Annotated in this window: 25 protein-coding genes and 1 pseudogene; 12 read left to right on the top strand and 14 right to left on the bottom strand. The window is 64.9% G+C overall.

Annotated elements, in window-relative coordinates:
* Positions 1-15: 15 nt before the first annotated feature.
* Genes kynA through kynB form a run of 3 tightly spaced genes read right to left on the bottom strand, consistent with a single transcriptional unit; the run spans position 16 to position 2,916 of the window.
* Positions 16-963, bottom strand: coding sequence for a tryptophan 2,3-dioxygenase (gene kynA / locus OKW43_RS29730; RefSeq protein WP_187637879.1), 948 nt, complete (start codon positions 961-963; stop codon positions 16-18).
* A 10-nt stretch (positions 964-973) separates the two neighbouring features.
* Positions 974-2,224 carry a kynureninase gene (kynU, locus tag OKW43_RS29725; RefSeq protein WP_429451343.1) on the bottom strand — a complete coding sequence of 417 codons (1,251 nt, stop codon included), beginning with the start codon at positions 2,222-2,224 and terminating at the stop codon, positions 974-976.
* Positions 2,225-2,277: 53 nt separating this feature from the next.
* Positions 2,278-2,916: an arylformamidase gene (gene kynB, locus OKW43_RS29720; protein ID WP_429451341.1), complete on the bottom strand. Its 639-nt coding sequence runs from the start codon at positions 2,914-2,916 to the stop codon at positions 2,278-2,280.
* A gap of 130 nt (positions 2,917-3,046) precedes the next feature.
* Between kynB and OKW43_RS29715 the strand changes: the two genes are divergently transcribed.
* Positions 3,047-3,562, top strand: a complete 516-nt coding sequence (locus OKW43_RS29715) for an Lrp/AsnC family transcriptional regulator (RefSeq protein WP_187637882.1) — start codon at positions 3,047-3,049, stop codon at positions 3,560-3,562.
* Positions 3,563-3,650: 88 nt separating this feature from the next.
* On the opposite strand, the gene OKW43_RS29710 is transcribed toward OKW43_RS29715, so the two are convergent.
* Complete coding sequence (locus tag OKW43_RS29710) at positions 3,651-4,160, bottom strand: flavin reductase family protein (protein ID WP_187637883.1); 510 nt, start codon at positions 4,158-4,160, stop codon at positions 3,651-3,653.
* 480 nt (positions 4,161-4,640) lie between these two features.
* Between OKW43_RS29710 and msrA the strand changes: the two genes are divergently transcribed.
* Entirely contained in the window at positions 4,641-5,180 is a 540-nt protein-coding gene (gene msrA, locus OKW43_RS29705; protein ID WP_429451338.1) for a peptide-methionine (S)-S-oxide reductase MsrA, read from the top strand.
* Between the two features lie 350 nt (positions 5,181-5,530).
* Here msrA and OKW43_RS29700 read toward each other — a convergent pair whose 3' ends face one another.
* Together OKW43_RS29700 and pdxH are read right to left on the bottom strand one after the other, a co-directional pair.
* The gene (locus OKW43_RS29700) at positions 5,531-6,745 is read right to left on the bottom strand and encodes a class I SAM-dependent methyltransferase (protein ID WP_429451336.1); all 1,215 of its coding nucleotides are present in this window, start codon (positions 6,743-6,745) and stop codon (positions 5,531-5,533) included.
* A gap of 138 nt (positions 6,746-6,883) precedes the next feature.
* Complete coding sequence (pdxH, locus tag OKW43_RS29695; protein WP_187637886.1) at positions 6,884-7,525, bottom strand: pyridoxamine 5'-phosphate oxidase; 642 nt, start codon at positions 7,523-7,525, stop codon at positions 6,884-6,886.
* 248 nt (positions 7,526-7,773) lie between these two features.
* Between pdxH and tcdA the strand changes: the two genes are divergently transcribed.
* A complete protein-coding gene (gene tcdA, locus OKW43_RS29690; protein ID WP_429451334.1) occupies positions 7,774-8,631 on the top strand; it encodes a tRNA cyclic N6-threonylcarbamoyladenosine(37) synthase TcdA in 858 nt (285 codons plus the stop codon).
* An 80-nt stretch (positions 8,632-8,711) separates the two neighbouring features.
* On the opposite strand, the gene trxA is transcribed toward tcdA, so the two are convergent.
* Together trxA and OKW43_RS29680 are read right to left on the bottom strand one after the other, a co-directional pair.
* Positions 8,712-9,560: a thioredoxin gene (gene trxA, locus OKW43_RS29685; RefSeq protein WP_187637888.1), complete on the bottom strand. Its 849-nt coding sequence runs from the start codon at positions 9,558-9,560 to the stop codon at positions 8,712-8,714.
* An 89-nt stretch (positions 9,561-9,649) separates the two neighbouring features.
* A complete protein-coding gene (locus OKW43_RS29680) occupies positions 9,650-10,525 on the bottom strand; it encodes a pirin family protein (protein ID WP_187637889.1) in 876 nt (291 codons plus the stop codon).
* A 165-nt stretch (positions 10,526-10,690) separates the two neighbouring features.
* On the opposite strand from OKW43_RS29680, the pseudogene OKW43_RS29675 reads away from it, so the two are divergent.
* Positions 10,691-11,572 (top strand): annotated as a pseudogene (locus tag OKW43_RS29675) (EamA family transporter).
* A gap of 10 nt (positions 11,573-11,582) precedes the next feature.
* Here the strand turns inward: OKW43_RS29675 and OKW43_RS29670 are convergent.
* Together OKW43_RS29670 and tsaE are read right to left on the bottom strand one after the other, a co-directional pair.
* Positions 11,583-13,178 carry an N-acetylmuramoyl-L-alanine amidase gene (locus OKW43_RS29670; RefSeq protein ID WP_429451331.1) on the bottom strand — a complete coding sequence of 532 codons (1,596 nt, stop codon included), beginning with the start codon at positions 13,176-13,178 and terminating at the stop codon, positions 11,583-11,585.
* A complete protein-coding gene (tsaE, locus tag OKW43_RS29665; protein WP_429451329.1) occupies positions 13,172-13,768 on the bottom strand; it encodes a tRNA (adenosine(37)-N6)-threonylcarbamoyltransferase complex ATPase subunit type 1 TsaE in 597 nt (198 codons plus the stop codon). The genes OKW43_RS29670 and tsaE overlap by 7 nt, the downstream gene beginning before the upstream one ends.
* A 17-nt stretch (positions 13,769-13,785) precedes the next feature.
* Between tsaE and queG the strand changes: the two genes are divergently transcribed.
* Genes queG through xerD form a run of 3 tightly spaced genes read left to right on the top strand, consistent with a single transcriptional unit; the run spans position 13,786 to position 16,524 of the window.
* Positions 13,786-15,048 (top strand): tRNA epoxyqueuosine(34) reductase QueG, encoded by a 1,263-nt coding sequence (gene queG, locus OKW43_RS29660; protein WP_429451327.1) that lies wholly within the window; start codon positions 13,786-13,788, stop codon positions 15,046-15,048.
* A 52-nt stretch (positions 15,049-15,100) separates the two neighbouring features.
* Positions 15,101-15,571, top strand: a complete 471-nt coding sequence (locus OKW43_RS29655) for a methylated-DNA--[protein]-cysteine S-methyltransferase (RefSeq protein WP_429451325.1) — start codon at positions 15,101-15,103, stop codon at positions 15,569-15,571.
* On the top strand, positions 15,568-16,524 hold the full coding sequence (xerD, locus tag OKW43_RS29650; RefSeq protein ID WP_429451323.1) for a site-specific tyrosine recombinase XerD: 957 nt from the start codon (positions 15,568-15,570) through the stop codon (positions 16,522-16,524). Before OKW43_RS29655 ends, xerD begins: the two co-directional genes overlap by 4 nt.
* A 35-nt stretch (positions 16,525-16,559) precedes the next feature.
* On the opposite strand, the gene OKW43_RS29645 is transcribed toward xerD, so the two are convergent.
* Positions 16,560-18,122 (bottom strand): class I adenylate-forming enzyme family protein, encoded by a 1,563-nt coding sequence (locus tag OKW43_RS29645; RefSeq protein WP_429451321.1) that lies wholly within the window; start codon positions 18,120-18,122, stop codon positions 16,560-16,562.
* Between the two features lie 152 nt (positions 18,123-18,274).
* On the opposite strand from OKW43_RS29645, the gene ybaK reads away from it, so the two are divergent.
* Both ybaK and plsY read left to right on the top strand, forming a co-directional pair.
* On the top strand, positions 18,275-18,766 hold the full coding sequence (gene ybaK, locus OKW43_RS29640) for a Cys-tRNA(Pro) deacylase (RefSeq protein WP_187637897.1): 492 nt from the start codon (positions 18,275-18,277) through the stop codon (positions 18,764-18,766).
* 142 nt (positions 18,767-18,908) lie between these two features.
* Positions 18,909-19,544, top strand: a complete 636-nt coding sequence (plsY, locus tag OKW43_RS29635; RefSeq protein WP_429451319.1) for a glycerol-3-phosphate 1-O-acyltransferase PlsY — start codon at positions 18,909-18,911, stop codon at positions 19,542-19,544.
* Between the two features lie 86 nt (positions 19,545-19,630).
* Here the strand turns inward: plsY and OKW43_RS29630 are convergent, their stop codons facing one another.
* On the bottom strand, positions 19,631-20,116 hold the full coding sequence (locus OKW43_RS29630) for a YajQ family cyclic di-GMP-binding protein (protein ID WP_187637899.1): 486 nt from the start codon (positions 20,114-20,116) through the stop codon (positions 19,631-19,633).
* 241 nt (positions 20,117-20,357) lie between these two features.
* Here OKW43_RS29630 and murB point away from each other — a divergent pair, with 241 nt between their 5' ends.
* Positions 20,358-21,440 carry a UDP-N-acetylmuramate dehydrogenase gene (murB, locus tag OKW43_RS29625; protein WP_187637900.1) on the top strand — a complete coding sequence of 361 codons (1,083 nt, stop codon included), beginning with the start codon at positions 20,358-20,360 and terminating at the stop codon, positions 21,438-21,440.
* A gap of 135 nt (positions 21,441-21,575) precedes the next feature.
* On the opposite strand, the gene argF is transcribed toward murB, so the two are convergent.
* Positions 21,576-22,505, bottom strand: a complete 930-nt coding sequence (gene argF, locus OKW43_RS29620) for an ornithine carbamoyltransferase (RefSeq protein ID WP_187637901.1) — start codon at positions 22,503-22,505, stop codon at positions 21,576-21,578.
* 518 nt (positions 22,506-23,023) lie between these two features.
* Between argF and OKW43_RS29615 the strand changes: the two genes are divergently transcribed.
* Positions 23,024-23,371 (top strand): DUF3579 domain-containing protein, encoded by a 348-nt coding sequence (locus tag OKW43_RS29615; RefSeq protein ID WP_187637902.1) that lies wholly within the window; start codon positions 23,024-23,026, stop codon positions 23,369-23,371.
* 153 nt (positions 23,372-23,524) lie between these two features.
* On the opposite strand, the gene rpsT is transcribed toward OKW43_RS29615, so the two are convergent.
* A complete protein-coding gene (gene rpsT, locus OKW43_RS29610; RefSeq protein ID WP_187637903.1) occupies positions 23,525-23,803 on the bottom strand; it encodes a 30S ribosomal protein S20 in 279 nt (92 codons plus the stop codon).
* A 510-nt stretch (positions 23,804-24,313) separates the two neighbouring features.
* On the opposite strand from rpsT, the gene murJ reads away from it, so the two are divergent.
* The gene (murJ, locus tag OKW43_RS29605) at positions 24,314-25,864 is read left to right on the top strand and encodes a murein biosynthesis integral membrane protein MurJ (RefSeq protein ID WP_429451313.1); all 1,551 of its coding nucleotides are present in this window, start codon (positions 24,314-24,316) and stop codon (positions 25,862-25,864) included.
* The last annotated feature ends 2 nt before the right edge of the window (positions 25,865-25,866 follow it).

The following is a 25,866-nucleotide window of genomic DNA, read 5'->3' as shown; positions in this document are numbered from 1 at the left end:
GGGTCGACATGACAATCAGAGCATGGTGCGCACGTGCCACAGCTCGGGGAACAACACGACGTCGAGCATCTTGCGCAGATACGGCGCGCCGCTGGTGCCGCCGGTGCCCTGTTTGAAGCCGATGATGCGCTCGACGGTCGTCACATGGCGGAATCGCCATTGGCGGAACGCATCCTCGAGATCGACGAGTTCCTCGGCCATCTCATACAGCTCCCAGTGCTCGGACGGATTGCGATACACGTCGAGCCACGCCGCTTCGACCGATGCATCGTGTTCAGTCGGCTTGGTCCAGTCGCGCTCGAGCCGCGCGGGCGAAATCGCGAAGCCGCGCCGCGCGAGCAGCCGCACGACTTCGTCGTAGAACGACGGCGCTTCGAGCGATGCCTTCACTTGCGCATACACGTCGGCGCGATGCGCGTGCGGCTTGAGCATCTGCTCGTTCTTGTTGCCGAGCAGGAATTCGATCTGCCGATACTGGTACGACTGGAAGCCCGACGAGCTGCCGAGGTAAGGCCGCATCGCCGTGTATTCGGAGGGCGTCATCGTCGCGAGAACGCTCCACGCCTGCACCAGCTGCTCCATGATTCGCGACACGCGCGCGAGCATCTTGAACGCGGGCGGCAGCTCGTCGCGATGCACGGCCGCGAGCGCCGCGCGCAACTCGTAAAGCGCGAGCTTCATCCATAGTTCGCTGGTCTGATGCTGGATGATGAACAGCATCTCGTTATGATCCGGCGACAACGGATGCTGCGCGTCGAGCACCGTGCCGAGCGACAGATAGTCGCCGTAGCTCATCGACTCCGCGAAGTCGAGCTGCGCGTCGTGCCAGCCGCTGTCGGTCGTGCCCGGGCAAGCCGTCGAGCCGCTCGCGGCCGGCGCCGAAGCCGTCTGTGCGTGCCCGAACGGGCAACCTTGTGTGAGCGGTTCTTCTGGCAAGCCCGGCGTGTGCATGTGATCGTTCATGCTGCAATCCTCAGGTAACGGCGCCGCGCTGGGCGAATTCGGGAGCCCGCCATGCCTCACGAGCGAGCACGTCGCGCAACGTTTCGACTGCGTCCCATACGTCGGCGAAGCGCGTGTAAAGCGGCGTGAAGCCGAAGCGCAGCACATGCGGCTCGCGATAATCGCCGATCACGCCGTGCGCGATCAGCGCCTGCATCACCTCGTAGCCGTGCGGATGTTCGAAGCTCGCATGCGAGCCGCGCTGCGCATGCTCGCGCGGCGTCACGAGCTTCAGTGGAAATTCGCTGCAACGCGTCTCGACCAGTTCGATGAACAGGTCGGTCAGCGCGAGCGACTTCTCGCGGACCGCCTGCATGTTCGTTTGCAGGAACACGTCGAGCCCACATTCGACGAGCGCCATCGACACCAGCGGCTGCGTGCCGCACAGGAAGCGGCCCACGCCGTTGTCGGGCTGATACGTCGGGTTCATCTCGAACGGCGCGCGATGCCCCCACCAGCCCGATAGCGGTTGCGTGAATTCGTTCTGGTGGCGCCTCGCCACCCACACGAACGCGGGCGAACCCGGCCCGCCGTTCAGATACTTGTATGTGCAGCCGACCGCGTAGTCGGCGTTCACACCGTTCAGATCCACCGGCACCGCGCCCGCAGAATGCGCGAGATCCCACAGCGCGAGCGCGCCCTTGTCGTGGATCAGCTTCGTCAGCGCGGCCATGTCGTGCATGTAGCCGGTGCGGTAGTTCACGTGCGTGATCATCACGATCGCGGTGTCCTCGCCGATCGCGTCGGGCAGCCCGGACGGATCGTCGACGAGGCGCAGCTCGTAGCCGCGATCGAGCTGCTCGATCAGGCCCTGCGCGATATACAGATCGCTCGGGAAGTTCGAGCGCTCGGACACGATCACGCGACGCTTCGGATCGCGCGCATCGGCGAGCCGCACCGCGGCCGACAGCAGCTTGAACAGGTTGATCGAGATCGTGTCGGTGATCACGACTTCGTCCTCGGCCGCACCGATCAACGGCGCGAGCTTGTTGCCGAGTCGGCGCGGCAGCGCGAACCAGCCCGCGGTGTTCCAGCTGCGTATCAGCCCTTCGCCCCATTCGGCGGCGATCACGGTCTGCGCGCGCTGCGCGGCGGCGGCCGGCGGCACGCCGAGCGAGTTGCCGTCGAGATAGAGGGTCGTCGGCGACAGCGCGAACTGGTCGCGCAGCGCTGCGAGCGGGTCGGCGCTGTCGAGTGCCACGGCTTCGTCACGATGGTTCATGGTGGATTCGATCGATTGGGTTGTCGGGTGGGTAGCCCGCCGGGCGGCGTCCGTCAGCGCGTGGCGGGCAGCGCGCGCAGCACCGCGCGCACCGGGCTCGCGTCGAGCGTGGTCAGCTTCAGCGGCAGCGCGATCAACTCGTAGTCGCCCGGTTCGACCGCGTCGAGCACGATGCCCTCGAGAATTGCCATCCGATGCGCGCGAATGCGGTGATGCGCGTCCATCGTCTTCGATTCCTGCGGATCGAGCGACGGCGTGTCGATGCCGAGCAGCATCACGCCGCGCGCGGCGAGCAGGTCGACGGTCTCGGGCGCGACCGCGCAGAACGCGCTATCCCACTCGCGCGTCGGCGCTTTTCTGTAAGTGCGCAGTAAGACTCGCGGCGGCAGCGCGTCGAGCGAGCCGGTCAGGTGTTGTGGCGTCACAACAGGCGATGCGCCGATACAGTGAATCACCCGGCATAAACCGAGATACGCGTCGAGCGGCACGTCGCCGATCGCGGCGCCGTCGGCGTCATAGTGCAGCGGCGCATCGGTATGCGCGCCGGTGTGCGGCGAGATCGTCAGACGCGCGACATTGACCGGCGAGCCAGCCTCCATGCGCCAGACGCGCTCGATGCCGACCGCGGTGTCGCCTGGCCAGACGGGCGTGGCGGTATCGACGACAGGAGTGATGTCCCAAAGTGCTCGCATGACGGTTTCGACCGGAGGTGACTATCCCTAAATGATAGAGGTCAAGTCGAGAAATGTGATTGCGAAAAAAGCTCCTTACCAGCCGTGTCTTGGAACATAATTTGAGTCAAACGGAAAAGGGAGACCGAATATGAACGCGATCTCGCTCGACGCCACCGATTGCCGTATCTTGACGGTGCTTCAGCAGGAAGGACGGATCAGCAATCTCGACCTGGCGGAGCGCATCTCGCTTTCGCCATCGGCCTGTCTGCGACGACTGCGTCTGCTGGAGGAGCAGGGCGTCGTCGAACACTACCGCGCGTGCCTGAACCGCGAAGTATTGGGGTTCGAGCTCGAAGCGTTCGTGCAGGTATCGATGCGCAACGAGCAGCAGAACTGGCACGAGCGCTTCGCCGAAGCATTGCGCGACTGGCCCGAAGTGGTCAGCGCGTTCGTCGTGACCGGCGAAACGCACTATCTGCTGCGCGTGCTCGCGCACAACCTCAAACACTATTCGGATTTCGTGCTCAATCGCCTGTACAAGGCGCCGGGCGTGTTGGACATCCGCTCGAACATCGTGCTCGAGACGCTGAAGGAAGATTCAGGCGTGCCGGTGTCGCTCGTGAAGAAGAACGGCGGCCACGGGGCCGCGCATAGCGAGCGCTGAGCGTGACGGGGATGGGGCGCGCCGCGTGCGCCGCGCCTGACTGACTGCCGTTGCGGACGCTACCGACGCAACCGCAGCGCCGCGCCGCTCAAAGCGGCTTCAGGCCGTGGAACTGGCCGCTCTGGAACACGAGCGGCAGCATTTGCGCAGCATTTTCATGCACGCCGCAGCGCTCCACTTCGCCGACGAAAATCACGTGGTCGCCTTCCTCGTAGCGGCTGCGGTTATGACATTCGAACCACGCAAGCGCGCCGTCGAGCACCGGCATGCCGCTGTCGCCCGCCGCGTGCGAGACGCCCTCGAAGCGGTCGCCCTTGACGGTCGCGAAGCGCTTGCACAGATCGAGTTGCGTCGCGGCCAGCACATTGACCACGTAGTGACTGTTGGTGCGGAACACCGGCATCGACGCCGAGCGTGTCGCGAGACTCCACAGCACGAGCGGCGGAGAGAGGGACACCGAGTTGAACGAACTGGCCGTGATGCCGATCAACTGGCCGGACGCGGCGCGCGTCGTGATCACGGTGACGCCGGTCGCGAACTGGCTGAGCGCCTGCCTGAAGGCGGACTGGTCGAAGTTGGGTGGGCTCGCGCGCTTCATCGGGGCGAGGTCCCCGGCGCGCGCCGTGTGAAAGACGGGCCACAGCGCGAATGAAGGCGCGCATCAAGGTGGAGACCCGCGCGGCGGGAAGCGGATGTTTCGAAAGTCATGGTGAAAGTCGTTGATTTCCGCCAATTTTAACTGCAATCGCCGCACGCGCCGCACGGCGATGCGTGCGGGGCAGCGGGGCGTCGGCTTCGACGATCTCCTCGACGGGCTGCACCCGGACATTGCCGATCGCGCTGGATCGATGCGTGGGCGCGGCGCTTGCGTGAGACGCACGGTTATTCACACGTCGCGTGCTGGCGTTTCTATACTCGATATCTGCACGGCCGGACTTGCGGGCATGGCGCGACGGGTGCCTGACTCGTGCCTTTCAGGACGTGTTTTCGGCCATATATTCGGATGCGGTGGCAGACCGGCGGCGCTATGCAGGCCGGCTGCCGATCATTGTGTGAATCTGATTCTGGGGTGAAGCTTATGAACGAGACGGCAACGCTCGGCGGTGGATGTTTCTGGTGCCTCGAAGCGGTGTATCTGGGCGTCGAGGGCGTCAATGCGGTGGAGTCGGGTTATGCGGGCGGCCATACGCGCCAGCCGAGCTACGAGCAGGTCTGTGACGGCGACACCGGTCATGCGGAAGTGGTCAAGGTCGACTTCGATCCGGCGAAGATCAGCTATCGCGAGATTCTCGACATCTTCTTCGCGATCCACGATCCGACCCAGGTGAACCGGCAGGGCAACGACGTCGGCACGCAATACCGCTCGGTGATCTTTACGCATTCCGACGCGCAGCATGAAGCCGCGCTGCAGGCGATTCGCGAGATCGACGAACAGCGCATCTACGACGGCCAGATCGTGACCGACGTGCTGTCGCTCGGCGACAACTACTGGCCCGCCGAGGCCTATCATCAGAACTATTTCGCGCAGCACCCGAATCAGGGCTACTGCTCGTTCGTGGTGGCGCCGAAGGTCGCGAAATTCCGCCAGAAGTTCGCGCACCGGATCAAGGGGGGTTGAAGGCGCAGCGCCGGGATTGGAATCGGCAGCGGGCGGAGGCGCAAGGCCGCCCGCTGGCTGCCGCTCATCAATGCGATTCCTGCGCTTCCGACCGTGCGTCATCGGCGCCAACGCCTACATCGCCGTCATCCTCGCGTCCCCGCGTGAGCCGCACGCAGGCTTCGACGATCTCTTCGGCCAGTTTCACGCAGTTGAGCGGCGCCGATCCTTCCGCCTTGTTTGCCGTTCAACGGCTTGTCAACGTCACTCGTCCCGCTCTGGTCCATCAATGTCCGGCCTGCTATTCGTCAGAATCGCGCCACGGCGCGTGCTGATGCACGCCGCCGCGGCGCGACCGGATCACAGCCGGATCACAGCGGTTTTTCGTACATGTAGCGGCGCGACCACGGCAAGGTTTTCGCGCTGCGGCCGGCTTTGCGGCACACCACCTGGAAGATCGACACGTCGTCGTTTTCGAACGCATACGCGCAGCCCGCCAGATACACGCGCCAGATGCGGAATTTTTCGTCGTCGACGAGCTTGCGGGCTTCGTCCGCATGCGCTTCGAAATTCTCGGCCCAGATGTCGAGCGTGTGCGCGTAGTGACGGCGCAAGCTTTCGACGTCAACCGGTTCGAGCCCGCCGCGCTGCATCGCTTCGAGCGCGAGGCTGATGTGCGGCAGCTCGCCGTCCGGGAACACGAAGCGGTCGATGAACTCACCGCCGCCGAGCGCGGTTTCGCCGCTATCGGCGTCGCTCGACGTGATGCCGTGGTTCATCGCGATGCCGTCGTCGGCGAGCAGATCGTGCATCTTCTGGAAATAGCCGGGCAGGTTCTTGCGGCCGACGTGCTCGAACATGCCGACGCTCGTGATGCGGTCGAACTGCCCCTTGATGTCGCGATAGTCCTGCAGGCGGATTTCGATCTGGTTTTCGAGGCCCGCCGCTTTCACGCGCGCGGTGGCGAGATCGAACTGGTTCTGCGACAGCGTGACGCCGACGCACTTCGCGCCGAACTTCTGCGCGGCGCGCAGCACGAGCGCGCCCCAGCCGCAGCCGATGTCGAGCAGACGCTGCCCGGGCTGCAGCTGGATTTTGGTCAGAATGTGATCGATTTTCTTCAGCTGCGCGGTCGCGAGGTCTTCGGTGCCGGTCTCGAAGTACGCGCACGAGTAGATCATGTTCTCGTCGAGCCACAACTTGTAGAACTCGTTCGACACGTCGTAGTGATACTGGATCGCTTTCTTATCCGACGTCTTCGAGTGATTGAAGTAGCGCCGCACGCGCGCGAGCTTGCCGGCGCTCGTCACGGTGCTGCGCGCGAGCTGATAGCCGATATTGATGATGTCCGACAGCTTGCCCTCGATGTCGATCTTGCCTTTGACATAGGCTTCGCCAAGATTGTCGAGGCTCGGTTCGAGCAGATAGGGCAGCGCGGTTGCGCTCTTCACGTGTAGCGTGACCCGGGGCGCGGCGAACTGCCCGAAGTCGTGTTGCTGACCGTCCCACAGCACGAGGCGTGCGGGCAGGTTAGCTGTGGCTTTGACATCTTCAACCCACTGCGCCAGCTTTTTCTCCCAGAACATGCGATCTCTCCGTGTTCGTTGATTTAAAGCAAAGCTGTGTGGATCGCGACAGGGCGCGGCGCATTCCGTCGGCCGCGCAACGCAATCCGGCCGACGCGCGCCGCTACGTTGGCGGCGCCGCCGGCGTGATTCGTCCGCTCAGGGCGACAGGCGCGTGATCTGCCAGTTGGCGCTTTCTTCCGCGCGCGTGTAAAGCAGACGATCGTGCAGCCGCGACGGCCGTCCCTGCCAGAATTCGACCGCGTCGGGCACCAGACGATAGCCGCCCCAATGCGACGGACGCGGAGGACTGTCGCCGTATTGCAGGCTGATTTCGCGTTCGCGTACTTCGAGCTGCGAACGGCTTTCAATCACCTGACTCTGGTTCGATGCCCATGCGCCAATGCGCGAGCCAAGCGGACGCGACGCGAAATACGTGTCACTTTCTGCCTCGCTCGTTTTGACGACGCGGCCTTCGATGCGTACCTGGCGCTCGAGTTCGATCCAGTGAAACAGCAGGCTCGCGTAGGGGTTCGCGCTCAGTTCGCGCCCCTTGCGGCTCTGGTAATTGGTAAAGAACACGAAACCGCGCGCGTCCACACCCTTGATGAGCACGATGCGTGCCGATGGGCGGCCGCGCGTGTCGACCGTGGCCAGCGTCATTGCATTCGGCTCGGGTAGCTTGGCGTCGATTGCCTGCTGGAACCACGTGTCGAATTGACGGAACGGATCGTGGTCGACGTCGGCAACGTCCAGTGAGCCCAGCGAGTAGTTTTTTCGAAGCTCGGCGAGTGAGATCATGTTCTTATGTGAACGCTACAGTGGGCCAAGTATAGCTAAGGCGTCAGGTTTTTGCGCGCGAGCGGATCAACGTGGCGCGAGGCGCAAATTGCGCCCGCGCAAGCCTGCAACGTTGCGTCGCTGCCCGGTCCTGCGCGGCTGCTTTCACGTGTTCAGGCAAAATACGGGCTGCGCTCCAATTTGCCAAAGCCATTTGCCAAAGCGCCGCCGCCTGCTCCGTTCAGCCTGTGTTTTCGAGCCCTGCCATCATGTCCAGCCCCACCGCGCAATCCGATCTTACTACCAGCCTCGACGCCAACGAAACCGCCGACCGCGCGCGCCGTTTCGGCGGTATCGCACGTCTATATGGCGCGCCTGCGCTCGCCGCGTTCGAGGGCGCGCACGTCGCGGTGATCGGCATCGGCGGGGTGGGATCGTGGGTCGCGGAGGCGCTTGCGCGCAGTGCGCTCGGCATGCTGACGCTGATCGATCTCGACAACGTCGCCGAAAGCAACACGAACCGGCAGATTCACGCGCTCGACGGCAACTACGGAAAACCGAAAGTCGAGGCGATGGCCGAGCGCATCGCGGCGATCAATCCGTACTGCGACGTGCGGCTGATTGAAGACTTCGTCGAGCCGGACAATTTCGCGGCGACGCTCGGCGGCGGCTTCGACTATGTGATCGACGCGATCGACAGCGTGCGCACGAAGACCGCGCTGATCGCGTGGTGCGTCGAGCGCCAGCAGCCGCTGATCACGGTCGGCGGCGCGGGTGGTCAGCTCGACCCGACACGTATCCGCATCGACGATCTCGCGCTGACGATCCAGGACCCGCTGCTGTCGAAGGTGCGCGGGCAGTTGCGCAAACAGCATGGCTTTCCGCGCGGTCCGAAGGCGAAGTTCAGGGTGAGCGCCGTGTATTCCGACGAGCCGCTGATCTATCCGGAAGCGGCCGTGTGCGATATCGACACAGAAGCCGAGCACGTGAGCACGTCGCCCGGGCACACGGGGCCGGTCGGCTTGAACTGCGCGGGGTTCGGGTCGAGCGTGTGCGTGACCGCGAGCTTTGGTTTTGCGGCTGCGGCGTTTGTATTGCGGGAGTTGGCGAAGAAGGCGGCGGTTTAGGTGGCAGCCTGGGTGGCAGCCTGGGCAGCGGTTTGATCCGCTCTGGCCGAGGCTGCCATCAGGCAAGACACGACAAACGATCAATACAACGACGCGCTCAGCTTGCGCCGCCACTGCGCTACCAGTTCCGGCTGATGCGCGGCCAGATCGAACACCGACAACATCGTCTTGCGGCCGATATCGTCGCGGAACGCGCGGTCGCGCTGCACGATCGCGAGCAGATGTTCGAGCGCCTGCGCGTATTTGCGTCGCGCGATAAACGCATTCGCGAGATCGAAGCGCGCTTCGAGATCGTCGGGATTGCCCGCGACGCGCGCTTCGAGCGCCCCGGTGGGCGGCAGATCCGCGGCGGCGTCCACCGCGTCGAGCCGCGTCTTGATCGCGTTGAAACGCGCGTCGATGCCTTGCGTGGTTTTCGGCGACAGCAGATCGACTTCGTTGCGGGCCTCGTCGATGCGGTTGTCTTCGAGCAGCAACTCGATGCGGTCCATGCGCGCGTCGTCGAAGCCCGGGTCGTACGCGAGCGCCGCTTGCAGCAGATCGTAGGCGTCGTCGCGGCGGCCTTCGGCGAGCGCAGTCTGCGCTTCGATGCGCGCGGCCGGCGCGCCCTGCGGCACGAGCCGGTCGAGGAACTCGCGCAGTTGTCCTTCCGGCAGCACGCCGATGAACTGATCGACCGCCTGGCCGTCGGCGAACGCGATCACGTGCGGAATGCTGCGCACCTGAAAGTGCGCGGCCAGTTCGTGATTCTCGTCCACGTTGACCTTCACGAGCTTCCATTTGCCGGCGGCTTCGGCTTCGAGCTTTTCGAGCATCGGGCCGAGACTCTTGCAGGGGCCGCACCACGGCGCCCAGAAATCGACCAGCACGGGGGCCAGCATCGACGCCTTGATGACGTCCTGTTCGAAAGTGGCCAGAGAGGTGTCCATTGCGTCCTCGTCGATAGAAACGGTTTGTAGCCACGTGGGGCCGAATCGCACGAATTCAATGCGTACCCTGTTGCGCGGGTCCGGCGCCGTTACTTGTGCTGCGGCAGCGGAATCCAGTCGGTTTCGCCGGGCACCTGGCCCATTTCCTGATTGGTCCATGCGAGCTTCGCGGCTTCGATCTTCTCGCGCGAGCTCGCGACGAAATTCCACTCGATGAAGCGCTCGCCGTGGAGCTTCTCGCCGCCGAGCAGCATCGCGCGCGCGCCGTGCGTGCTCGCGAGCGTGACGGTTTCGTCGAGCGCGAGCACGGCCATCGCGCCCGCCTCGAGCGGCGTGCCGTCGATCTCCAGATCGCCTTCCACCAGGTACACGCCGCGCTCTTCGTGCTCCGGTTCGAGCGCGAACGCGCTGCCCGGCGTGAAGTCGGCGGCGACGTACAGCGTGCCCGAGAACGTCGCGACCGGCGCCACCGCGCCGAACGCGGTGCCCGCGATCACGCGCAGCGTCACGCCGTTGCGCTCGACGACCGGCAAGGTCGCCGCCGCGTGATGCGCGAACGACGGCTCGGTGTCTTCATCGGCGAGCGGCAGCGCGACCCAGGTCTGGATGCCGTGAATCTTCTGGCCGCGCGCGCGGTCTTCCGGCGGCGTGCGCTCCGAATGGACGATGCCGCGCCCGGCCGTCATCCAGTTGACGTCGCCTGGGACGATTTTTTGTTCGGAGCCGAGGCTGTCGCGATGCATGATCGCGCCGTCGAACAGATAGGTGACGGTCGCGAGACCGATGTGCGGGTGAGGGCGCACGTCGAGGCCGGTGCCGGGTTCCAGGGTTGCGGGGCCCATGTGGTCGAAGAAGATGAACGGGCCGACGAGGCGTGCCGCCATCGCCGGCAGCACGCGGCGCACGGTCAGGTTGCCGATGTCGCGCAGATGCGGTTTGAGGACGGCTTTGATCGACGAAGTCATGGCAGGCTCGACGGGAAAGTGGAAGGAGAGGCTCGAGTGGACGATTCTACTGCGCGTCGCGTGCGGCCGACGGCAAGGGCACACGCGGGTCATCGGCGGGCGCAATGAACCGGCGTCGCCGCCTCCGCTACACTGCCGGATCGGACCATCACATTGGAGACCCGGATGTCGCCCAGGGACTTGCTGCTCGCGCTGGTCGTCGTGATCGCGTGGGGCGTCAATTTCGTCGTGATCAAGGTCGGCCTGCATGGCGTGCCGCCGATGCTGCTCGGCGCGCTGCGCTTTTCGCTCGCCGCGGTGCCGGCCGTGTTTTTCGTCAAGCGGCCGCAGCTGCCGTGGCGGTGGCTGTTCGCCTACGGCGCGACGATCTCGTTCGGGCAATTCGCGTTCCTGTTCTCGGCGATGTACGTCGGCATGCCGGCGGGGCTCGCGTCGCTGGTGCTGCAGGCGCAGGCGTTTTTTACGCTGATCTTCGCGGCGCTGTTTCTGCACGAGCGCTTGCGTTTGCCGAACGTCGCGGGTCTGCTGATCGCCGCGGCGGGCCTCGCGGTGATCGGCCTGCGGGGCGGCCACACGATGTCGCTCGCCGGTTTCGTGCTGACGCTGGGTGCCGCGTGCATGTGGGCGCTCGGCAACATCGTCACCAAGAAGGTCGGCAAGATCGATCTGGTCGGACTGGTCGTGTGAGGCAGCCTGATTCCGCCGCTGCCGTTTTTCGCGGCGTCGTTCGTGTTCGAAGGGCCGCGCGAGATCGCCGCCGCGCTGAGCGGCATCAGCGCGCTGTCGATTTTCGCGATCGTCTACCTGGCGTTGATCGCGACGTTGATCGGCTATGGCTTGTGGAGCCGCCTGCTGTCGCGCTATCCGGCGAGCCAGGTCGCGCCGTTCTCGCTGCTGGTGCCGATCGTCGGACTCGCGTCGGCGTCGCTGCTGCTCGGCGAGCAGCTTTCCGCGACGCAGGTCGCGGGCGCGCTGCTCGTGATGGCGGGGCTCGCGGTCAACGTGTTCGGCGGCTGGCTCGTGCAGCGCGTGATGCCGGCGCGCTGAGCAACGGTGATCACGTCATGCGGCTCTTCGCGAGCGGCGGATTCGCCGCGAAATAGCGCTTGATGCCGGTCAGAATCGCGTTGGCCATCTTTTCGCGGTACGCGTCGTCGTTCAGGTGGCGCTCTTCGTCCGGATTGCTGATGAACGCGGTCTCGACGAGGATCGACGGGATGTCCGGCGCCTTCAGCACCGCGAAGCCGGCCTGCTCGACCGAGCCCTTGTGCAGCTTGTTGATGTCGCCGATCTCTTTGAGCACGAAGTTGCCATAGCGCATCGAGTCGCGAATCTGCGCGGTGGTCGACATGTCGAACAGCGCGCGGTTCACGGTGGCGTCGTCGGACTTGATGTTGATGCCGCCGATCAGATCCGACGAGTTCTCCTTGTTCGCCATCCAGCGCGCGGCCGCGCTCGACGCGCCGTGCTCCGACAGCGCGAACACCGACGAGCCCTTCGCCTCCGGCGTCGTGAACGCGTCCGCGTGGATCGACACGAACAGGTCCGCGCCGACGCGGCGCGCCTTCTGCACGCGCACGTTCAGCGGCACGAAGAAGTCGGCGTCACGCGTCATCATCGCGCGCATGTTCGGCTGCGCGTCGATCTTCGCGCGCAGCTTCTTCGCGATGTCGAGCGCGACGTGTTTCTCGTAGGTGCCGCCGCCGCCGATCGCGCCCGGGTCCTCGCCGCCATGACCCGGATCGATCGCGACGGTGAGCAGTCGCACGGTGTTGCCGCGGCCCGGCTTGGGCGTGGTGAACGCGTAGGTGTCGTCGCTATTGGCGAGGTTATCGTTGTCGAGGCCGTGCGCGGCGCCGTTGCCACCCTTGTTGCGGGCGATCGCGGCGGGCGGCGCGAGTGGCGCGGAGGGCGCGGAGGGCGCGGAGGGCGTTGCCTGTCTGCCGGCAATGACCGGCGCTGACGGCGCCGTCGTGCCATGCGTGGGCGGATGCGGCACGCCCGCGGCCCCGCTACCGGCGCCGCCGTTCTGCGCGTAACGCTCGAAGAACGCCTCGCTGTTGTCGGCGGGCGGCGCCGTGCCGGGGCCGGCGAGCGTCGCGGGCGGCGCGCTGTTTTCTTCGTTGAGCGCCTGCTGCTTGCGCTCGGTCTGCGCGAGCAGGTCCATCAACGGATCGGGCGCGACAGCCGGATAAAGGTCGAACACGAGCCGGTACCTGTACGCGCCGACCGGCGGCAACGCGAATACCTGCGGCTTCACCGAGCCCTTCAGATCGAACACCATGCGTACCACGTGCGGCTGATACTGCCCAACCCGCACCGACGAAATTTGCGGATCGTTCGGCGTGATCTTCGACACCAGATCCTTCAGCGCCTGATCGAGATCGAGGCCGTTCAGATCGACGACGAGCCGGTCCGGTCCCTGCAGCAGTTGCTGCGTGTTCTGCAGCGGCTGATCGGATTCGATCGTCACGCGCGTGTAGTCGCGCGCGGGCCACACGCGCACGCCGAGCACCGAGCTCGCCAACGCCAGACGCGGCGCGACGAGGCCGAGCACGAGCGTCGATGCACCGGCGCGCAGGATCTGCCGGCGCCGCCAGTTATGCGTTGCGCCTGCCGCCGATTCGATCGAGTGGAAGGGTTTGATTAACATCTTTCGAGACATGCCTTTCCTGATTCGCTATAGGCGCGTGCGACGAGTACGCGTGCGTCTGCGTTTGCGCCTGGGTTGCCGGCGAGCCCGAGCGAGAAGACGAGATCCGGCACGCCGAGCAGCGGGCCCGCGCGTTGCGGCCATTCGACGAGGCAGACCGCGCCGCTGTCGAAATATTCGCGAAAGCCCGCGTCGGCCCATTCGGCCGGATCGGTGAATCTGTACAGATCGAAGTGATAGAGCGCGAGTTCCCCGGCGGGCCGCTCGAGCACATACGGTTCGACGAGCGTGTAAGTCGGACTGCGCACGCGGCCGCTGTGGCCGAGCCCGCGCAGGGTCGCGCGCACGAGCGTGGTTTTGCCGGCGCCGAGATCGCCGACGAGTTGCACTTGCAGGCCGTGGAACGCGAGGCCGCTTGCGGTGCCCGGCTGGGTTCGCGGTCCCGGCTGCGAGGCTGCGCGCACGCTTTCGATCGCCTGTGCGAAGCGCGCGCCGAACGCCTGCGTGGCGGCTTCGTCGGCGAGCGCGAAAGAGCGTTCGAACAGGACGGGCGCGGACGGTAGCGTCGCGTGATCGGAATTGACGGGCATTCTCGTAAAATAGCGTGATGAACCGAAGTCCGAAGTCCCCTGTTTCCCGCACGCCCGCATCGGCCGATGATGCCGCGCGAGCTTCTGATGCAACGTCCCGTTTCGACGAAGCGGCGCTTGGTGCGCTCGCGCTCGACATCAAGACGTGGGGCCGTGAACTCGGTTTCGGGGCGATCGGCATTAGCGATACCGATCTGTCGGCCGCGGAAGCGCCGCTTGCAGCGTGGCTCGAAGCGGGTTGCCACGGCGAGATGGATTATATGGCCAAACATGGCATGAAACGCGCGCGGCCGGCCGAGCTTGTGGCCGGCACGCGACGCGTGATCACCGCGCGCATCGCCTATTTGCCCGCGCAGACGCGGGGTGAAAGCATGCCGCAAGACGTAGCGCAACCCGCCTCACGCCCGACACCCCGTGCGGGCGACTGGCGCGCGGCCGAGCATGCGCGGCTCGCGGACCCGTCGACGGCGGTCGTCTCGATCTATGCGCGCGGCCGCGACTATCACAAGGTGATGCGTCAGCGCCTGCAACAACTGGCCGACCGGATCGAGGCGGCGATCGGTCCGTTCGGCTATCGCGTGTTCACCGACTCGGCGCCGGTGCTCGAAGTCGAGCTCGCGCAGAAAGCCGGCATCGGCTGGCGCGGCAAGCACACATTGCTGCTGCAGCGCGACGCCGGTTCGCTGTTTTTCCTCGGCGAGATCTATGTCGATGTGCCGCTGCCGACCGACGCCGACACGTCGCCCGAGGTCGCGCCCGAAACGCCGGGCTCGCATTGCGGTAGCTGCGCGCGCTGCATCGGCGCCTGTCCGACCGGCGCGATCGTCGCGCCATACAAGGTCGACGCGCGGCGCTGCATCTCGTATCTGACGATCGAGCTGAAGGGCAGTATTCCGCTCGACATGCGGCCGCTGATCGGCAATCGCGTGTACGGGTGCGATGACTGCCAACTCGTGTGTCCATGGAACAAGTTCGCGCAGGCCGCGCCCGTCGCCGATTTCGACGTGCGGCATGGGCTCGATCGCGCGTCGCTGGTCGAACTGTTCTCGTGGAGCGCCCAGGATTTCGATACGCGCATGCAGGGCAGCGCGATTCGCCGCATCGGTTATGAGAGCTGGCTGCGCAATCTCGCGGTCGGCATGGGCAACGCGTTGCGTGCCGCGCCCGCGAGCCTTGACGCCGATGCGCGTGCCGCGATCGTGCGGGCGTTGAGGCAGCGGGTCGACGATCCGTCCGCGCTCGTACGCGAGCATGTGGAGTGGGCGCTCGAAGCGGCGTAAAGTCGTGGCAATTCGGTGTCGGCAATCTGGCACGCTAGAGGAGCAGGCAATCATGTTCAACGCAGTGATCGATGCGCCGTTCGGCAAGATCGGCATCCGGCTCGAAGGCGAAGCCGTGCGCGAGATCGTCTATCTGCCCGACTCGACGCGCAACGTCACGCCCGACACGCCGCTCGCACGCGAGGTGGCCGAACAGATCGAGCGTTATTTCGAGCACGCGTCAGCGAAGTTCGAGCTGCCGCTCGCCGAGTGCGGCACCGCGTTCCAGCGGCGCGTGTGGCAGGCGATCAGCGACATCCCGCCCGGCGTCGTGCTGACTTACGGACAACTCGCGAAGCAGCTCGGCAGCGTGCCGCGCGCGGTCGGCCAGGCGTGCGGCGCCAATTTCTTTCCGATCGTGATTCCGTGTCACCGCGTGGTGAGTTCGAGCGGCATCGGCGGCTTCGCGCATGATGGCGGCGACGGTTTCTTCCGCAACGTGAAGCGCTGGTTGCTCGCGCATGAAGGTGTGCCGTACGTATGAGCACGAGCACCACCACCGATACCGCTATACACGTCGAAGACACAGCCGTCGCATCACCGCTGCTGCTGACCAGCTCCGCATCGATCGACGCCTTCTGCGACGCGCTATGGCTCGAGCATGGCCTGTCGCGCAACACGCTCGACGCGTATCGCCGCGACTTGCGGCTCTTCTGCGAATGGCTCGCGCACACGCGCAACGCGTCGCTCGACATCGCGAGCGAAGCCGACCTGAACGCCTACAGCGCGGCGCGGCAAAAGGATAAGGCGACCTCGGCGAACCGCCGGCTGTCGGTGTTTCGCCGCTATTACGCATGGGCGGTGCGCGAGCATCGCGCGGCCGCCGATCCGACCTTGCGCATCCGCTCGGCGAAGCAGCCGCCGCGATTTCCTTCGACGTTGAGCGAGGTCCAGGTCGAAGCGTTGCTCGGCGCACCCGACATCGACACGCCGCTCGGCTTGCGCGATCGCACGATGCTCGAGTTGATGTACGCGAGCGGCTTGCGCGTGACCGAACTGGTCACGCTGAAAACCGTCGAGGTGGGACTCAACGAAGGCGTCGTGCGCGTCACTGGCAAGGGCTCGAAGGAGCGGCTAGTTCCGTTCGGCGAAGAGGCGCACGCGTGGATCGAGCGCTATCTGCGCGAGGCACGCCCGGCGCTGCTCGGCCCGCGCGCGGCCGATGCGCTATTCGTGACGGCACGCGCGGAAGGCATGACGCGCCAGCAGTTCTGGAACATCATCAAGCGACACGCGCAGGCTGCGGGCGTCCATGCGCCGTTGTCGCCGCACACGCTGCGGCACGCGTTCGCGACCCATCTGCTCAATCACGGCGCGGATCTACGCGTCGTGCAATTGCTGCTCGGTCACACCGATATTTCGACGACGCAGATCTATACGCACGTCGCGCGAGAGCGGCTGAAATCGCTGCATGCGCAGCATCATCCGCGCGGGTGAGCACGACGTGAAGCGAGGGGGGTGGCCGCCGCGCTTCACAACAATTCGCGCAACCTGTGCTTCAGAATCTTCCCGGTCGACGCGGCCGGCAACGCCGCGAGCACCTTCAGCTCGACCGGCCGCTTGTATGGCGCGAGCCGCTCGCCGCACCAGGTCATCAATTCCGCGAGCGTGACCGTCGCGCCGGCAGTCAGCTCGACGAACGCGATCACCTCCTCGTTGCCCTCGACCGCGCGCCCGATCACCGCCGACTGCACGACCTGCGGATGCGCGTTCAGCACGTGCTCGACCTCGGCCGGATACACGTTGAAGCCCGAGCGGATGATCAGCTCCTTACTGCGCCCGACGATATGCAATGCGCCGTCCGCGTCCTGCCGCGCAAGGTCGCCGGTCTTCAGCCAGCCGTCCTCGGTGACGCTCGCGCGGGTCTGCTCAGGGTTGCGGTAGTAGCCGAGCATTACGTTCGGCCCGCGCACCCACAGTTCGCCGATCTCGCCCGGCGCGGCTGCGCCGCCGTCGAGCCCGACGAACTTCACCTCGACGCCCGGAATGACCTCGCCGACCGAGCAATCGGCGCGCGGCGCGTCGAGCATGGTGTGCGACACGGTCGGGCTGCTTTCGGTCATCCCGTAGCCGTTGTGCAGCGGCAGACCGTACACCGCTTCGGCCTGCGCCTTCAGCGCGGCGTCGAGCGGCGAGCCGCCCGAGTACGCGAAGCGCAACCGCGGCGCGGACCACGCGTGGTCGTGCGTGTGCAGATGTTCGAGCAGCTTCGCGTGCATCGCCGGCACGCCCTGGAAGATCGACACGCGCTCGCTGGCGAGGGCGCGGCGCACCGCTTCGGGCACGAAGCGCGGCGCAAGCCGCAGCGTCGCGCCCGCATGCAGGCTGCCGAGGCACACCGACGCGAAGCCATACACGTGCGAGATCGGCAGCACCGCATAGACGACGTCGTCGGGCCCGACCTGACGCAGCCGGCTCGACACGGCCGCGATGTACAGCAGGTTGCGATGCGACAGCATCACGCCTTTCGGCGCGCCGGTGGTGCCGGTCGTGTAGATCAGTGCCGCGCATTGGCGGTCGCTGGCGGCTTCGAGCGGTTCGGCTTGTACGCTGACGTCCGCCGCATACGACCATGCGCCGATGTCCGGCGATAGCGTGGGTGCCGGTGTCGCTTGATGACGCTGCGCATGCTGGCGCGCATCGGGCGAGCTTTCGACCGCATATGCGACGACGCGCGGTTGCGCATGCGCGCGGATCGAATCGAGTTCGGCGGCCGACAGACGAGCATTCGACACCAGCGCCCACGCATCGAGCTTCGCGGTCGCGAACAGCAGCACGATTTGCGTGATGCTGTTCTCCGCGACGATCATCACGCGATCACCGCCGCGCACGCCCCAGCCGCGCAACAGCGCGGCGGCGGCATCGACGGCCTGCAGCAGTTGCGCACTGGTCAGACGGCGCGCATCTTCGATCAGCGCGACATGCCGCGGATCGCGCGCGGCGGCGAGCGCCGGAATGTCGCTGATGCGAGGGGGCAGGGCGGCGAGCAGCGCGGGGATGTCGATCGTGGAACGGATGGATGAAGCCTGCTTCAACGCTGTCTCCTCTTTACCAATTCGCTTGCCCTGTGTGCAGTATCTCGCACCACGCCGGCATATTTTCGAACGATCGTGCCACAAACGTCGAACCCGCACAATTGGCCATCCGGCAAATAGCCGTGGTGCCCACTCGCCATTACAATGCGCCGATGAGCAAATCCAGACACGTGTCCGAAACCCCCGCCACGCAGCTGCTGCGCCGGCATGGCGTGACGTTCGGCGAGCATCCTTACGACTACGTCGAGCATGGCGGCACCGCGGAATCGTCGCGCCAGCTCGGCGTCGACGAGCGTCACGTCGTGAAGACGCTGGTGATGGAAGACGAGCACGCGAAGCCGTTGATCGTGCTGATGCACGGCGATCGTACCGTCAGCACGAAAAATCTCGCGCGGCAGATCGGCGCGAAGCGCGTCGAGCCGTGCAAGCCCGAGGTTGCGAGCCGGCATTCGGGTTATCTGATCGGCGGCACGTCGCCGTTCGGTACGCGCAAGCAGATGCCGGTGTATGTCGAGTCGACCATTCTCGAGATGGACCGGATCTGGTTGAACGGCGGGCGGCGCGGCTTTCTCGTTAGCATCGAGCCAAAGGTGCTCACCAATCTGCTAGCAGCAAAACCGGTGCAATGCGCGAGCGTGGACTGACGCGGATGCGCGAGTTGACGTTTGCCTGAATGTTTTTCGCGCTGGCACGTTCGGTAGAATGTGCGCCGCCCTGTTTCGACGGGCATGCCCTGTTGCGGTTGGGGTATCGAATGTCAGACCGCGATCCTTATAAGAGTCCCAGATGCAAATCCTGATCGTCGCTGTCGTTGCCTATCTGATCGGTTCGCTGTCGTTTGCCGTGATCGTGAGCGCCGCGATGGGTCTCGACGACCCGCGCTCGTACGGCTCGGGCAACCCGGGCGCCACCAACGTGCTGCGCAGCGGCAGCAGGAAGGCCGCGATTCTGACGCTGATCGGCGACGCGTTCAAGGGCTGGCTGCCGGTGTGGCTGGTCGTGCATTTCGGCGGGCGTTACGGGCTCGACGAGCGCTCGATCGCGATTGCGTCGCTCGCGGTGTTCCTCGGCCACCTGTATCCGATCTTCTTTCGCTTCAAGGGCGGCAAGGGCGTCGCGACCGCGGCGGGCGTTTTGCTCGCGATCAATCCGACGCTCGGCGTCGCAACCTTGCTGACCTGGCTGATCGTCGCGTTTTTTACCCGCTACTCGTCGCTGGCGGCGCTGTGCTCGGCGCTGTTCGCGCCGCTCTTCTATGTATTCCTGTTCGGACCGCGCATCGTGGCGCTCGCGGTTCTGGTGATGAGCCTGCTGCTCGTGTGGCGGCATCGCGGCAATATCGCGAAGCTGATGCGGGGGCAGGAGAGCCGTATCGGCGACAAGAAGAAGGTCGCGAGTCCGGCGGCGGGCAACGATCTCTGAAGTGGGCTGAGCCGCATCGCCCGGCTCGATGTGAAGCGTTGTCGAGTGCGCGCAAGGCGCGTTGCAAGCCTCGCGCGCCGTGCCGCCTAGTCGCGGAAGTTGTTGAAGTCGAGCGGCGTGTCGGTCACGTCCTTGCGCAGCATCGCGATCACGCTTTGCAGATCGTCCCGCTTCGCACCGGTGATGCGCACCGCATCGCCCTGAATGCTCGCCTGCACCTTGATCTTGCTGTCCTTCACGAGACGCACGATTTTCTTCGACAGATCGCCCGACACGCCCTTCTTGATCTTGATGACCTGCTTGACCTTGTCGCCGCCGATCTTCTCGATCTTGCCGTAGTCGAGGAAGCGCACGTCGACGTTGCGCTTGGCCATTTTCGACAGCAGCACGTCCTTCACCTGACCGAGCTTGAAGTCGTCGTCGGCGTACGCGGTGATGTCGTTTTCCTTGTGTTCGACGCGCGCGTCGGACCCCTTGAAGTCGAAACGCGTGGAAATTTCCTTGTTGGACTGTTCGATCGCGTTCTTGACTTCGATCATGTTCGCTTCGCAGACGACGTCAAACGATGGCATTGCTTTCTCCCAATAGTGCGGCAGTGCGCGACGCGGCCGGTCGGCTGCGCGCGGGGCACTCGCTATAATCACGGACCGGACGTCATTTTACCGACGCCGCTCTCTTTTGCCCAAGGCCGCCGCGCTGCGTCGTGACGGCGGGCGATCCGGCGTCGGGCGGCGTCGTTGCAGTCGTCGTACGCGTCATTGGTCGTTTTCGTTGCTTCTCGTTGCTTCCCGTCGTTGCCCTGTTGCCACTCCGATGTCCCGATCCGCTCTTGCCGCTTCCACTGTCGCGTCCCTCATTTCCGGCTATCCGCTGAAGGCCCACAATACGTTCGGCTTCGACGTGCGCGCGCAGTTCGCGTGCCTGATCGAGCGTGAGGAGCAGTTGCTCGCCGCGGTGCGCGATCCGCGCGTCGCGGGCCTGCCGCGCCTCGTGCTCGGCGGCGGCAGCAACGTCGTGCTGACCGGCGACTTCGCCGGGCTCGTACTGCTGGTGGCGCTGCGCGGCCGCCGCGTGGTGCGCGAGGATCAGCACGCGTGGTATGTCGAGGCGGCCGGCGGCGAGCCGTGGCACGAGTTCGTCGCGTGGACGTTGGCGCAGCGCATGCCCGGCCTCGAGAACCTCGCGCTGATTGCTGGGACGGTTGGCGCGGCGCCGATCCAGAACATCGGTGCATACGGGCTCGAATTGTGCGAACGCTTCGCGTCGCTGCGGGCGATCGAGCTCGCGACCGGCGAGGCGGTCGAGCTCGACGCCGATGCGTGCCAGTTCGGGTATCGCGACAGCTTTTTCAAGCGGGAAGGGCGCGAGCGCTTCGTGATCGCGTCGGTGACGTTCCGGTTGCCGAAGGCGTGGCAGCCGCGCGCGGGCTACGCGGATCTTGCGCGCGAGCTGGCGGCGCGCGGTCATGCGGCCGCCGCCGGGGAAGCCGATGATGCGGCGATGCAGCCGACCGCGCAGGCCATTTTCGATGCGGTCGTCGCCGTGCGGCGCGCCAAGCTGCCCGATCCGCGCGAACTGGGCAACGCGGGGAGCTTCTTCAAGAATCCGGTGATCGACGCCGCGCAGTTCGAGGCGCTCAAGCGCCGCGAGCCGGAAATCGTGTCGTATACGCAAGCGGACGGCCGTGTGAAGCTGGCAGCGGGCTGGCTGATCGACCGATGCGGTTGGAAGGGCCGCGCGATGGGCGCGGCGGCCGTGCATGAGCGGCAGGCGCTGGTGCTGGTGAATCGCGGTGGCGCAAGCGGCTCGGAACTGCTGGCGCTGGCGCGGGCGATCCAGCGCGACGTGTCCGAGCGATTCGGCGTGGAACTGGAGGCGGAGCCGGTTTGCCTGTGAGCGGCAGTTCACTCGTTTCGCGCTGAATTTGCGCGCGAAGCTTCACCGACGACGAATGCAAAAAGGCGCCGGAAGTTTCCTCCCGGCGCCTTTTTTGTACCGCGGTTCCCGCAGGTGTCTGGGCGAGCGGCTCGCTCAGTGATTGAGCTTGCCGAGCAGCAGGTATTCCATCAACGCCTTCTGCACGTGCAGACGGTTCTCCGCCTCATCCCACACGACGCTCTGGGGTCCGTCGATCACTTCCGCGCTGACTTCCTCGCCGCGATGCGCGGGCAGGCAGTGCATGAAGAGCGCGTCGGGATTCGCTCGCGCCATCATGTCGGCGTCGACACACCAGTCCGCGAAAGCCTTCTTGCGCGCTTCGTTCTCGGCCTCGAAGCCCATGCTGGTCCAGACGTCGGTGGTGACGAGATCGGCGCCCGCGCAGGCTTCGTTCGGGTCGTCGAATTCCTCGTAGAACGGCGCGCTTTCCGCCGAGACGAGCGCGCGGTCGAGCTTGTAACCGGGCGGCGTGGACAGGCGCAGCTTGAAGCCGAGAATCTGCGCGGCTTCGATCCACGTGTACAGCATATTGTTGGCGTCGCCGACCCACGCGACCGTTTTGTCGCGGATCGGACCGCGATGTTCGAAGTACGTGAAGACGTCCGCGAGCACCTGGCACGGGTGGTATTCGTTCGTGAGCCCGTTGATCACCGGCACGCGCGAGTTTTCGGCGAAGCGCTGGATGATGTCTTGGCCGAACGTGCGGATCATGATGATGTCGACCATGCGCGAGATAACCTGGGCAGCGTCTTCGATCGGCTCGCCGCGGCCGAGCTGCGTGTCGCGCGTGCTCATGAACACCGCGTGACCGCCGAGCTGGAAGATGCCGGCTTCGAACGACAGGCGCGTGCGCGTCGAATTCTTTTCGAAGATCATCGCCAGCGTGCGGTCATGCAGCGGGTGATAAGTCTCGTAGTTCTTGAATTTGCGTTTCAGGATGCGCGCGCGTTCCAGCACGTACTCGTAGTCTTCCAGCGAGAAATCCTTGAACTGCAGGTAGTGGCGAATTTTCTTGGCGGTCATGAAACGAATACGGCGGTCTGACCCGGCAGGGGTGCCGGACTGCGCCGCCGTCGATTTGGGTGGTAAGTCAATGCAGCATAAAGGATTTCGCCTCGTTTGACGAGTCGGCCGGAAAGGCGGCGCAAGCTGTCCGAAAGCGTCGTGACAGGCTTCGCGGGATTATCGGAGGGCGCTTGTGTGCGGCTTGTGTGCGGTGCGGAAAAGGCCTCGCTGCGCTATAATCTGCAGGTTATCCCAAGGCCCAGCAGGCGGGCGTTTCGCATGAGGAAACGCGGTTCGCGCGGCGCAGAAAGCCTGTCACGGCGTGGCCGTCACGACAGACGCCAGAGCGGTTCAGCCGGTTTGCCGCAGCGGTTCTCGTGGTGCGGTTCGTCGTTGTCGCGTTAGCGCCAGATTCCACGCACGTAGCAAGTGGCTGCAAGCGCTTGCCGTGTATGCCGCTCGCGGTGAATTCTGGCGTACAACTGGCCTCGCCGGTTGGCCGTCATTCCGCTGGGCAGTCACACAGGTATTCCTACATGGCCGAAGCAGCTCCAATCGAATATTTCATTCAGGGTATTACGTCGGCCGGAAAAAAGTTTCGGCCGAGCGACTGGTCGGAGCGGCTCGCGGGCGTCATGTCGTCGTTCGGACCCGGCGTGAGGAAGGGGCCGAACGCCTATATGCAGTACTCGCTGTACGTACGGCCGACCATGATCGGCGACCTCAAATGCGTGATTCTCGATTCTCGGCTGCGCGACATCGAACCGATGGCCTTCGATTTCGTTATGAACTTCGCGAAAGACAACGACCTGCTCGTCACCGAGGCGTGCGAGCTGGAACTCGAGCAGGCGCCTGCGCCGCAAGCCAAACGGCACGTGATCTGACACAAGCCGATCGGATCGGCAAAAGCAAAAAACAAAAACCCGCAAGTAGCGGGTTTTTTTGTGGCTGGTGGTCCATCGAAACAAAAAAGCCCGCCAAAGCGGGCTTCTTGCAGCGGAAACAGGAGGTAGCCCGCCGAAGCGGGCCGACCGGAATTACTGCACTGCGGGCGCTTGCAGACCCTTGAGGGCTGCGGCGAGGCGGCTCTTGTTGCGAGCTGCCTTGTTCTTGTGAACGATGTTCTTGTCGGCGATGATGTCGATGGTCTTCGACGATGCCTTGAAGATTTCGGCGGCCTTAGCGTGGTCGCCTGCCTCGATTGCCTTGCGGACAGCCTTGATAGCCGTGCGGAACTTCGAGCGCAGTGCCGAGTTGTGCGAGTTTGCCTTCGCGGCCTGGCGGGCGCGCTTGCGTGCTTGTGCGGAGTTAGCCATGACGGTTCCTTATCCTGTTCCTGTTTCCAGTACCTGGCCTTCGATGATGAGGCGAGGTGCTGCTTCTCGATCCGAACCCTTGGAAGCGATTGCCCAAGGGCGCAAAAGTGTCGAAAAAATCGATCGAACTACGCGAAGGCGGGCCCGTGTTTCGCGGCATCCGGTTGCATTGACAGGCGGCGCTGCGCCAACCTGACAATCCCTTCCGAAGACCGTTTGAAAATTGAGCAAGCTTCGAAACCGACGATTATAGCAACGAAATCAGGCACGTGGCAACGGAAAACGCGCGAGGGCGCCACAGTGAGCGGTCCAGCGTCATGTTGGCGCTTGTGCGCTGGTCCGCTCGTACGAGGGCGCCGATCGAAGCTGCCGGTGGCGCCCGGAATACCGTAAAAAGCACAAATAATTGCGCTTCCCAGTCGATGGCGGCGAACGTCCGCGTGGCAAATCGGTCCGAATCGCGTTCCGGCTCGTCGCCCGCATTGGCGGGACCCGTATAATAAGCGCCCCATGAATCTATTCCGAGCCCTGCTGACGGTCAGCGGCTTCACGCTGCTGTCGCGCGTGACCGGACTGGCCCGTGAAACGTTGATCGCCCGTGCGTTCGGCGCCAGTCAATACACCGACGCTTTTTACGTCGCCTTTCGCATTCCGAACCTGCTGCGCCGCATTTCCGCCGAAGGCGCGTTCTCGCAGGCCTTCGTTCCGATCCTCGCCGAGTTCAAGAACCAGCAAGGCCACGACGCCACCAAGGCGCTCGTCGACGCGACCTCGACCGTGCTCGCGTGGGCGCTTGCCGTGCTGTCAGTGATAGGCGTGATCGGCGCGTCGGGCGTCGTGTTCGTCGTCGCGTCGGGTCTCGCGCATGAGGGGCACGCGTACCAGCTCGCGGTTGCGATGACGCGCATCATGTTCCCGTACATCATTTTCATCTCGCTGACGTCGCTGGCGTCGGGCGTGCTGAATACGTACAAGAACTTTTCGCTGCCCGCGTTCGCGCCGGTGCTGCTTAACGTCGCGTTCATCGTCTCCGCGGTATTCCTCGCGCCGCGCCTGCAAACGCCGGTCTATGCGCTCGCCTGGGCAGTGATCGTCGGCGGCGTACTGCAATTCGTCGTCCAGTTGCCGGGCCTCAAGAAGATCGACATGGTGCCGCGCATCGGCCTGAACCCGCTGCGCGCGCTCGCGCATCGCGGCGTAAAGCGCGTGCTCGCGAAGATGGTGCCGGCGATGTTCGCGGTGTCGGTCGCGCAGATCAGCCTGATCATCAACACCAACATCGCGTCGCACATCGGCCCTGGCGCGGTCTCGTGGATCAACTACGCCGACCGGCTGATGGAGTTTCCGACCGCGCTGCTCGGCGTCGCGCTCGGCACGATCCTGCTGCCGAGCCTATCGAAGGCGCACGTCGATGCCGATTCCCACGAGTACTCGTCGCTGCTCGACTGGGGGCTGCGCGTCACGTTTCTGCTCGCCGCGCCGAGCGCGATCGCGCTGTTCTTTTTCGCGCAGCCGTTGACGGCCGTGCTGTTCAACTACGGCAAGTTCGACGGCAACGCGGTCGTGATGGTGAGCCGCGCGCTGGCCGCCTACGGCGTCGGCCTGGTCGGCCTGATCCTGATCAAGATTCTCGCGCCGGGCTTCTACGCGAAGCAGGATATCAAGACACCGGTGAAGATCGGCATCGGCGTGCTGGTCGTCACTCAGCTCAGCAACTACGCGTTCGTGCCGGTCTTCGCGCATGCGGGTCTCACGCTGAGCGTCGGGCTCGGCGCTTGCGTCAACGCGTTGCTGCTATTCATTGGTCTGCGCAAACGCGGCATCTATATGCCGTCGCATGGCTGGCTCAAGTTTTTCGTGCAGTTGCTCGGCGCATGCCTCGTGCTCGCCGGCGTGATGCGCTGGTTCGCGATCAGCTTCGACTGGATTGGCATGCGTAACCAGCCGGTCAGCCGCATCGTGTTGCTGGGTGCGTGCCTCGTGCTGTTCGCCGCGCTATATTTCGGTATGCTTTTGCTGATGGGCTTCAAGTACGCGTATTTCAAAAGGCGAGTGAAGTGATC

The sequence above is a fragment of the Paraburkholderia sp. WC7.3g genome, assembly GCF_050436345.1.
In the GTDB taxonomy this organism is placed as follows: Bacteria; Pseudomonadota; Gammaproteobacteria; order Burkholderiales; family Burkholderiaceae; genus Paraburkholderia; species Paraburkholderia podalyriae.
Note: the sequence above shows the minus strand (reverse complement) of the source record. Positions and strands in the feature narration are given on the sequence as shown.

What these genes read in the sequence shown, in the direction of transcription:
- murJ (WP_429451313.1), top strand. Translation starts at nt 24,314, where the DNA reads ATGAATCTATTCCGAGCCCTGCTGACGGTCAGCGGCTTCACGCTGCTG.
- OKW43_RS29630 (WP_187637899.1), bottom strand. Translation starts at nt 20,116, where the DNA reads ATGCCATCGTTTGACGTCGTCTGCGAAGCGAACATGATCGAAGTCAAG.
- OKW43_RS29715 (WP_187637882.1), top strand. Translation starts at nt 3,047, where the DNA reads ATGAACGCGATCTCGCTCGACGCCACCGATTGCCGTATCTTGACGGTG.
- queG (WP_429451327.1), top strand. Translation starts at nt 13,786, where the DNA reads ATGAACCGAAGTCCGAAGTCCCCTGTTTCCCGCACGCCCGCATCGGCC.
- kynA (WP_187637879.1), bottom strand. Translation starts at nt 963, where the DNA reads ATGAACGATCACATGCACACGCCGGGCTTGCCAGAAGAACCGCTCACA.
- ybaK (WP_187637897.1), top strand. Translation starts at nt 18,275, where the DNA reads ATGAGCAAATCCAGACACGTGTCCGAAACCCCCGCCACGCAGCTGCTG.
- rpsT (WP_187637903.1), bottom strand. Translation starts at nt 23,803, where the DNA reads ATGGCTAACTCCGCACAAGCACGCAAGCGCGCCCGCCAGGCCGCGAAG.
- argF (WP_187637901.1), bottom strand. Translation starts at nt 22,505, where the DNA reads ATGACCGCCAAGAAAATTCGCCACTACCTGCAGTTCAAGGATTTCTCG.
- tsaE (WP_429451329.1), bottom strand. Translation starts at nt 13,768, where the DNA reads ATGCCCGTCAATTCCGATCACGCGACGCTACCGTCCGCGCCCGTCCTG.
- kynU (WP_429451343.1), bottom strand. Translation starts at nt 2,224, where the DNA reads ATGAACCATCGTGACGAAGCCGTGGCACTCGACAGCGCCGACCCGCTC.
- OKW43_RS29680 (WP_187637889.1), bottom strand. Translation starts at nt 10,525, where the DNA reads ATGACTTCGTCGATCAAAGCCGTCCTCAAACCGCATCTGCGCGACATC.
- kynB (WP_429451341.1), bottom strand. Translation starts at nt 2,916, where the DNA reads ATGCGAGCACTTTGGGACATCACTCCTGTCGTCGATACCGCCACGCCC.
- OKW43_RS29670 (WP_429451331.1), bottom strand. Translation starts at nt 13,178, where the DNA reads ATGTTAATCAAACCCTTCCACTCGATCGAATCGGCGGCAGGCGCAACG.
- OKW43_RS29615 (WP_187637902.1), top strand. Translation starts at nt 23,024, where the DNA reads ATGGCCGAAGCAGCTCCAATCGAATATTTCATTCAGGGTATTACGTCG.
- OKW43_RS29700 (WP_429451336.1), bottom strand. Translation starts at nt 6,745, where the DNA reads ATGTTCTGGGAGAAAAAGCTGGCGCAGTGGGTTGAAGATGTCAAAGCC.
- tcdA (WP_429451334.1), top strand. Translation starts at nt 7,774, where the DNA reads ATGTCCAGCCCCACCGCGCAATCCGATCTTACTACCAGCCTCGACGCC.
- OKW43_RS29655 (WP_429451325.1), top strand. Translation starts at nt 15,101, where the DNA reads ATGTTCAACGCAGTGATCGATGCGCCGTTCGGCAAGATCGGCATCCGG.
- trxA (WP_187637888.1), bottom strand. Translation starts at nt 9,560, where the DNA reads ATGGACACCTCTCTGGCCACTTTCGAACAGGACGTCATCAAGGCGTCG.
- murB (WP_187637900.1), top strand. Translation starts at nt 20,358, where the DNA reads ATGTCCCGATCCGCTCTTGCCGCTTCCACTGTCGCGTCCCTCATTTCC.
- pdxH (WP_187637886.1), bottom strand. Translation starts at nt 7,525, where the DNA reads ATGATCTCACTCGCCGAGCTTCGAAAAAACTACTCGCTGGGCTCACTG.
- OKW43_RS29710 (WP_187637883.1), bottom strand. Translation starts at nt 4,160, where the DNA reads ATGAAGCGCGCGAGCCCACCCAACTTCGACCAGTCCGCCTTCAGGCAG.
- msrA (WP_429451338.1), top strand. Translation starts at nt 4,641, where the DNA reads ATGAACGAGACGGCAACGCTCGGCGGTGGATGTTTCTGGTGCCTCGAA.
- plsY (WP_429451319.1), top strand. Translation starts at nt 18,909, where the DNA reads ATGCAAATCCTGATCGTCGCTGTCGTTGCCTATCTGATCGGTTCGCTG.
- xerD (WP_429451323.1), top strand. Translation starts at nt 15,568, where the DNA reads ATGAGCACGAGCACCACCACCGATACCGCTATACACGTCGAAGACACA.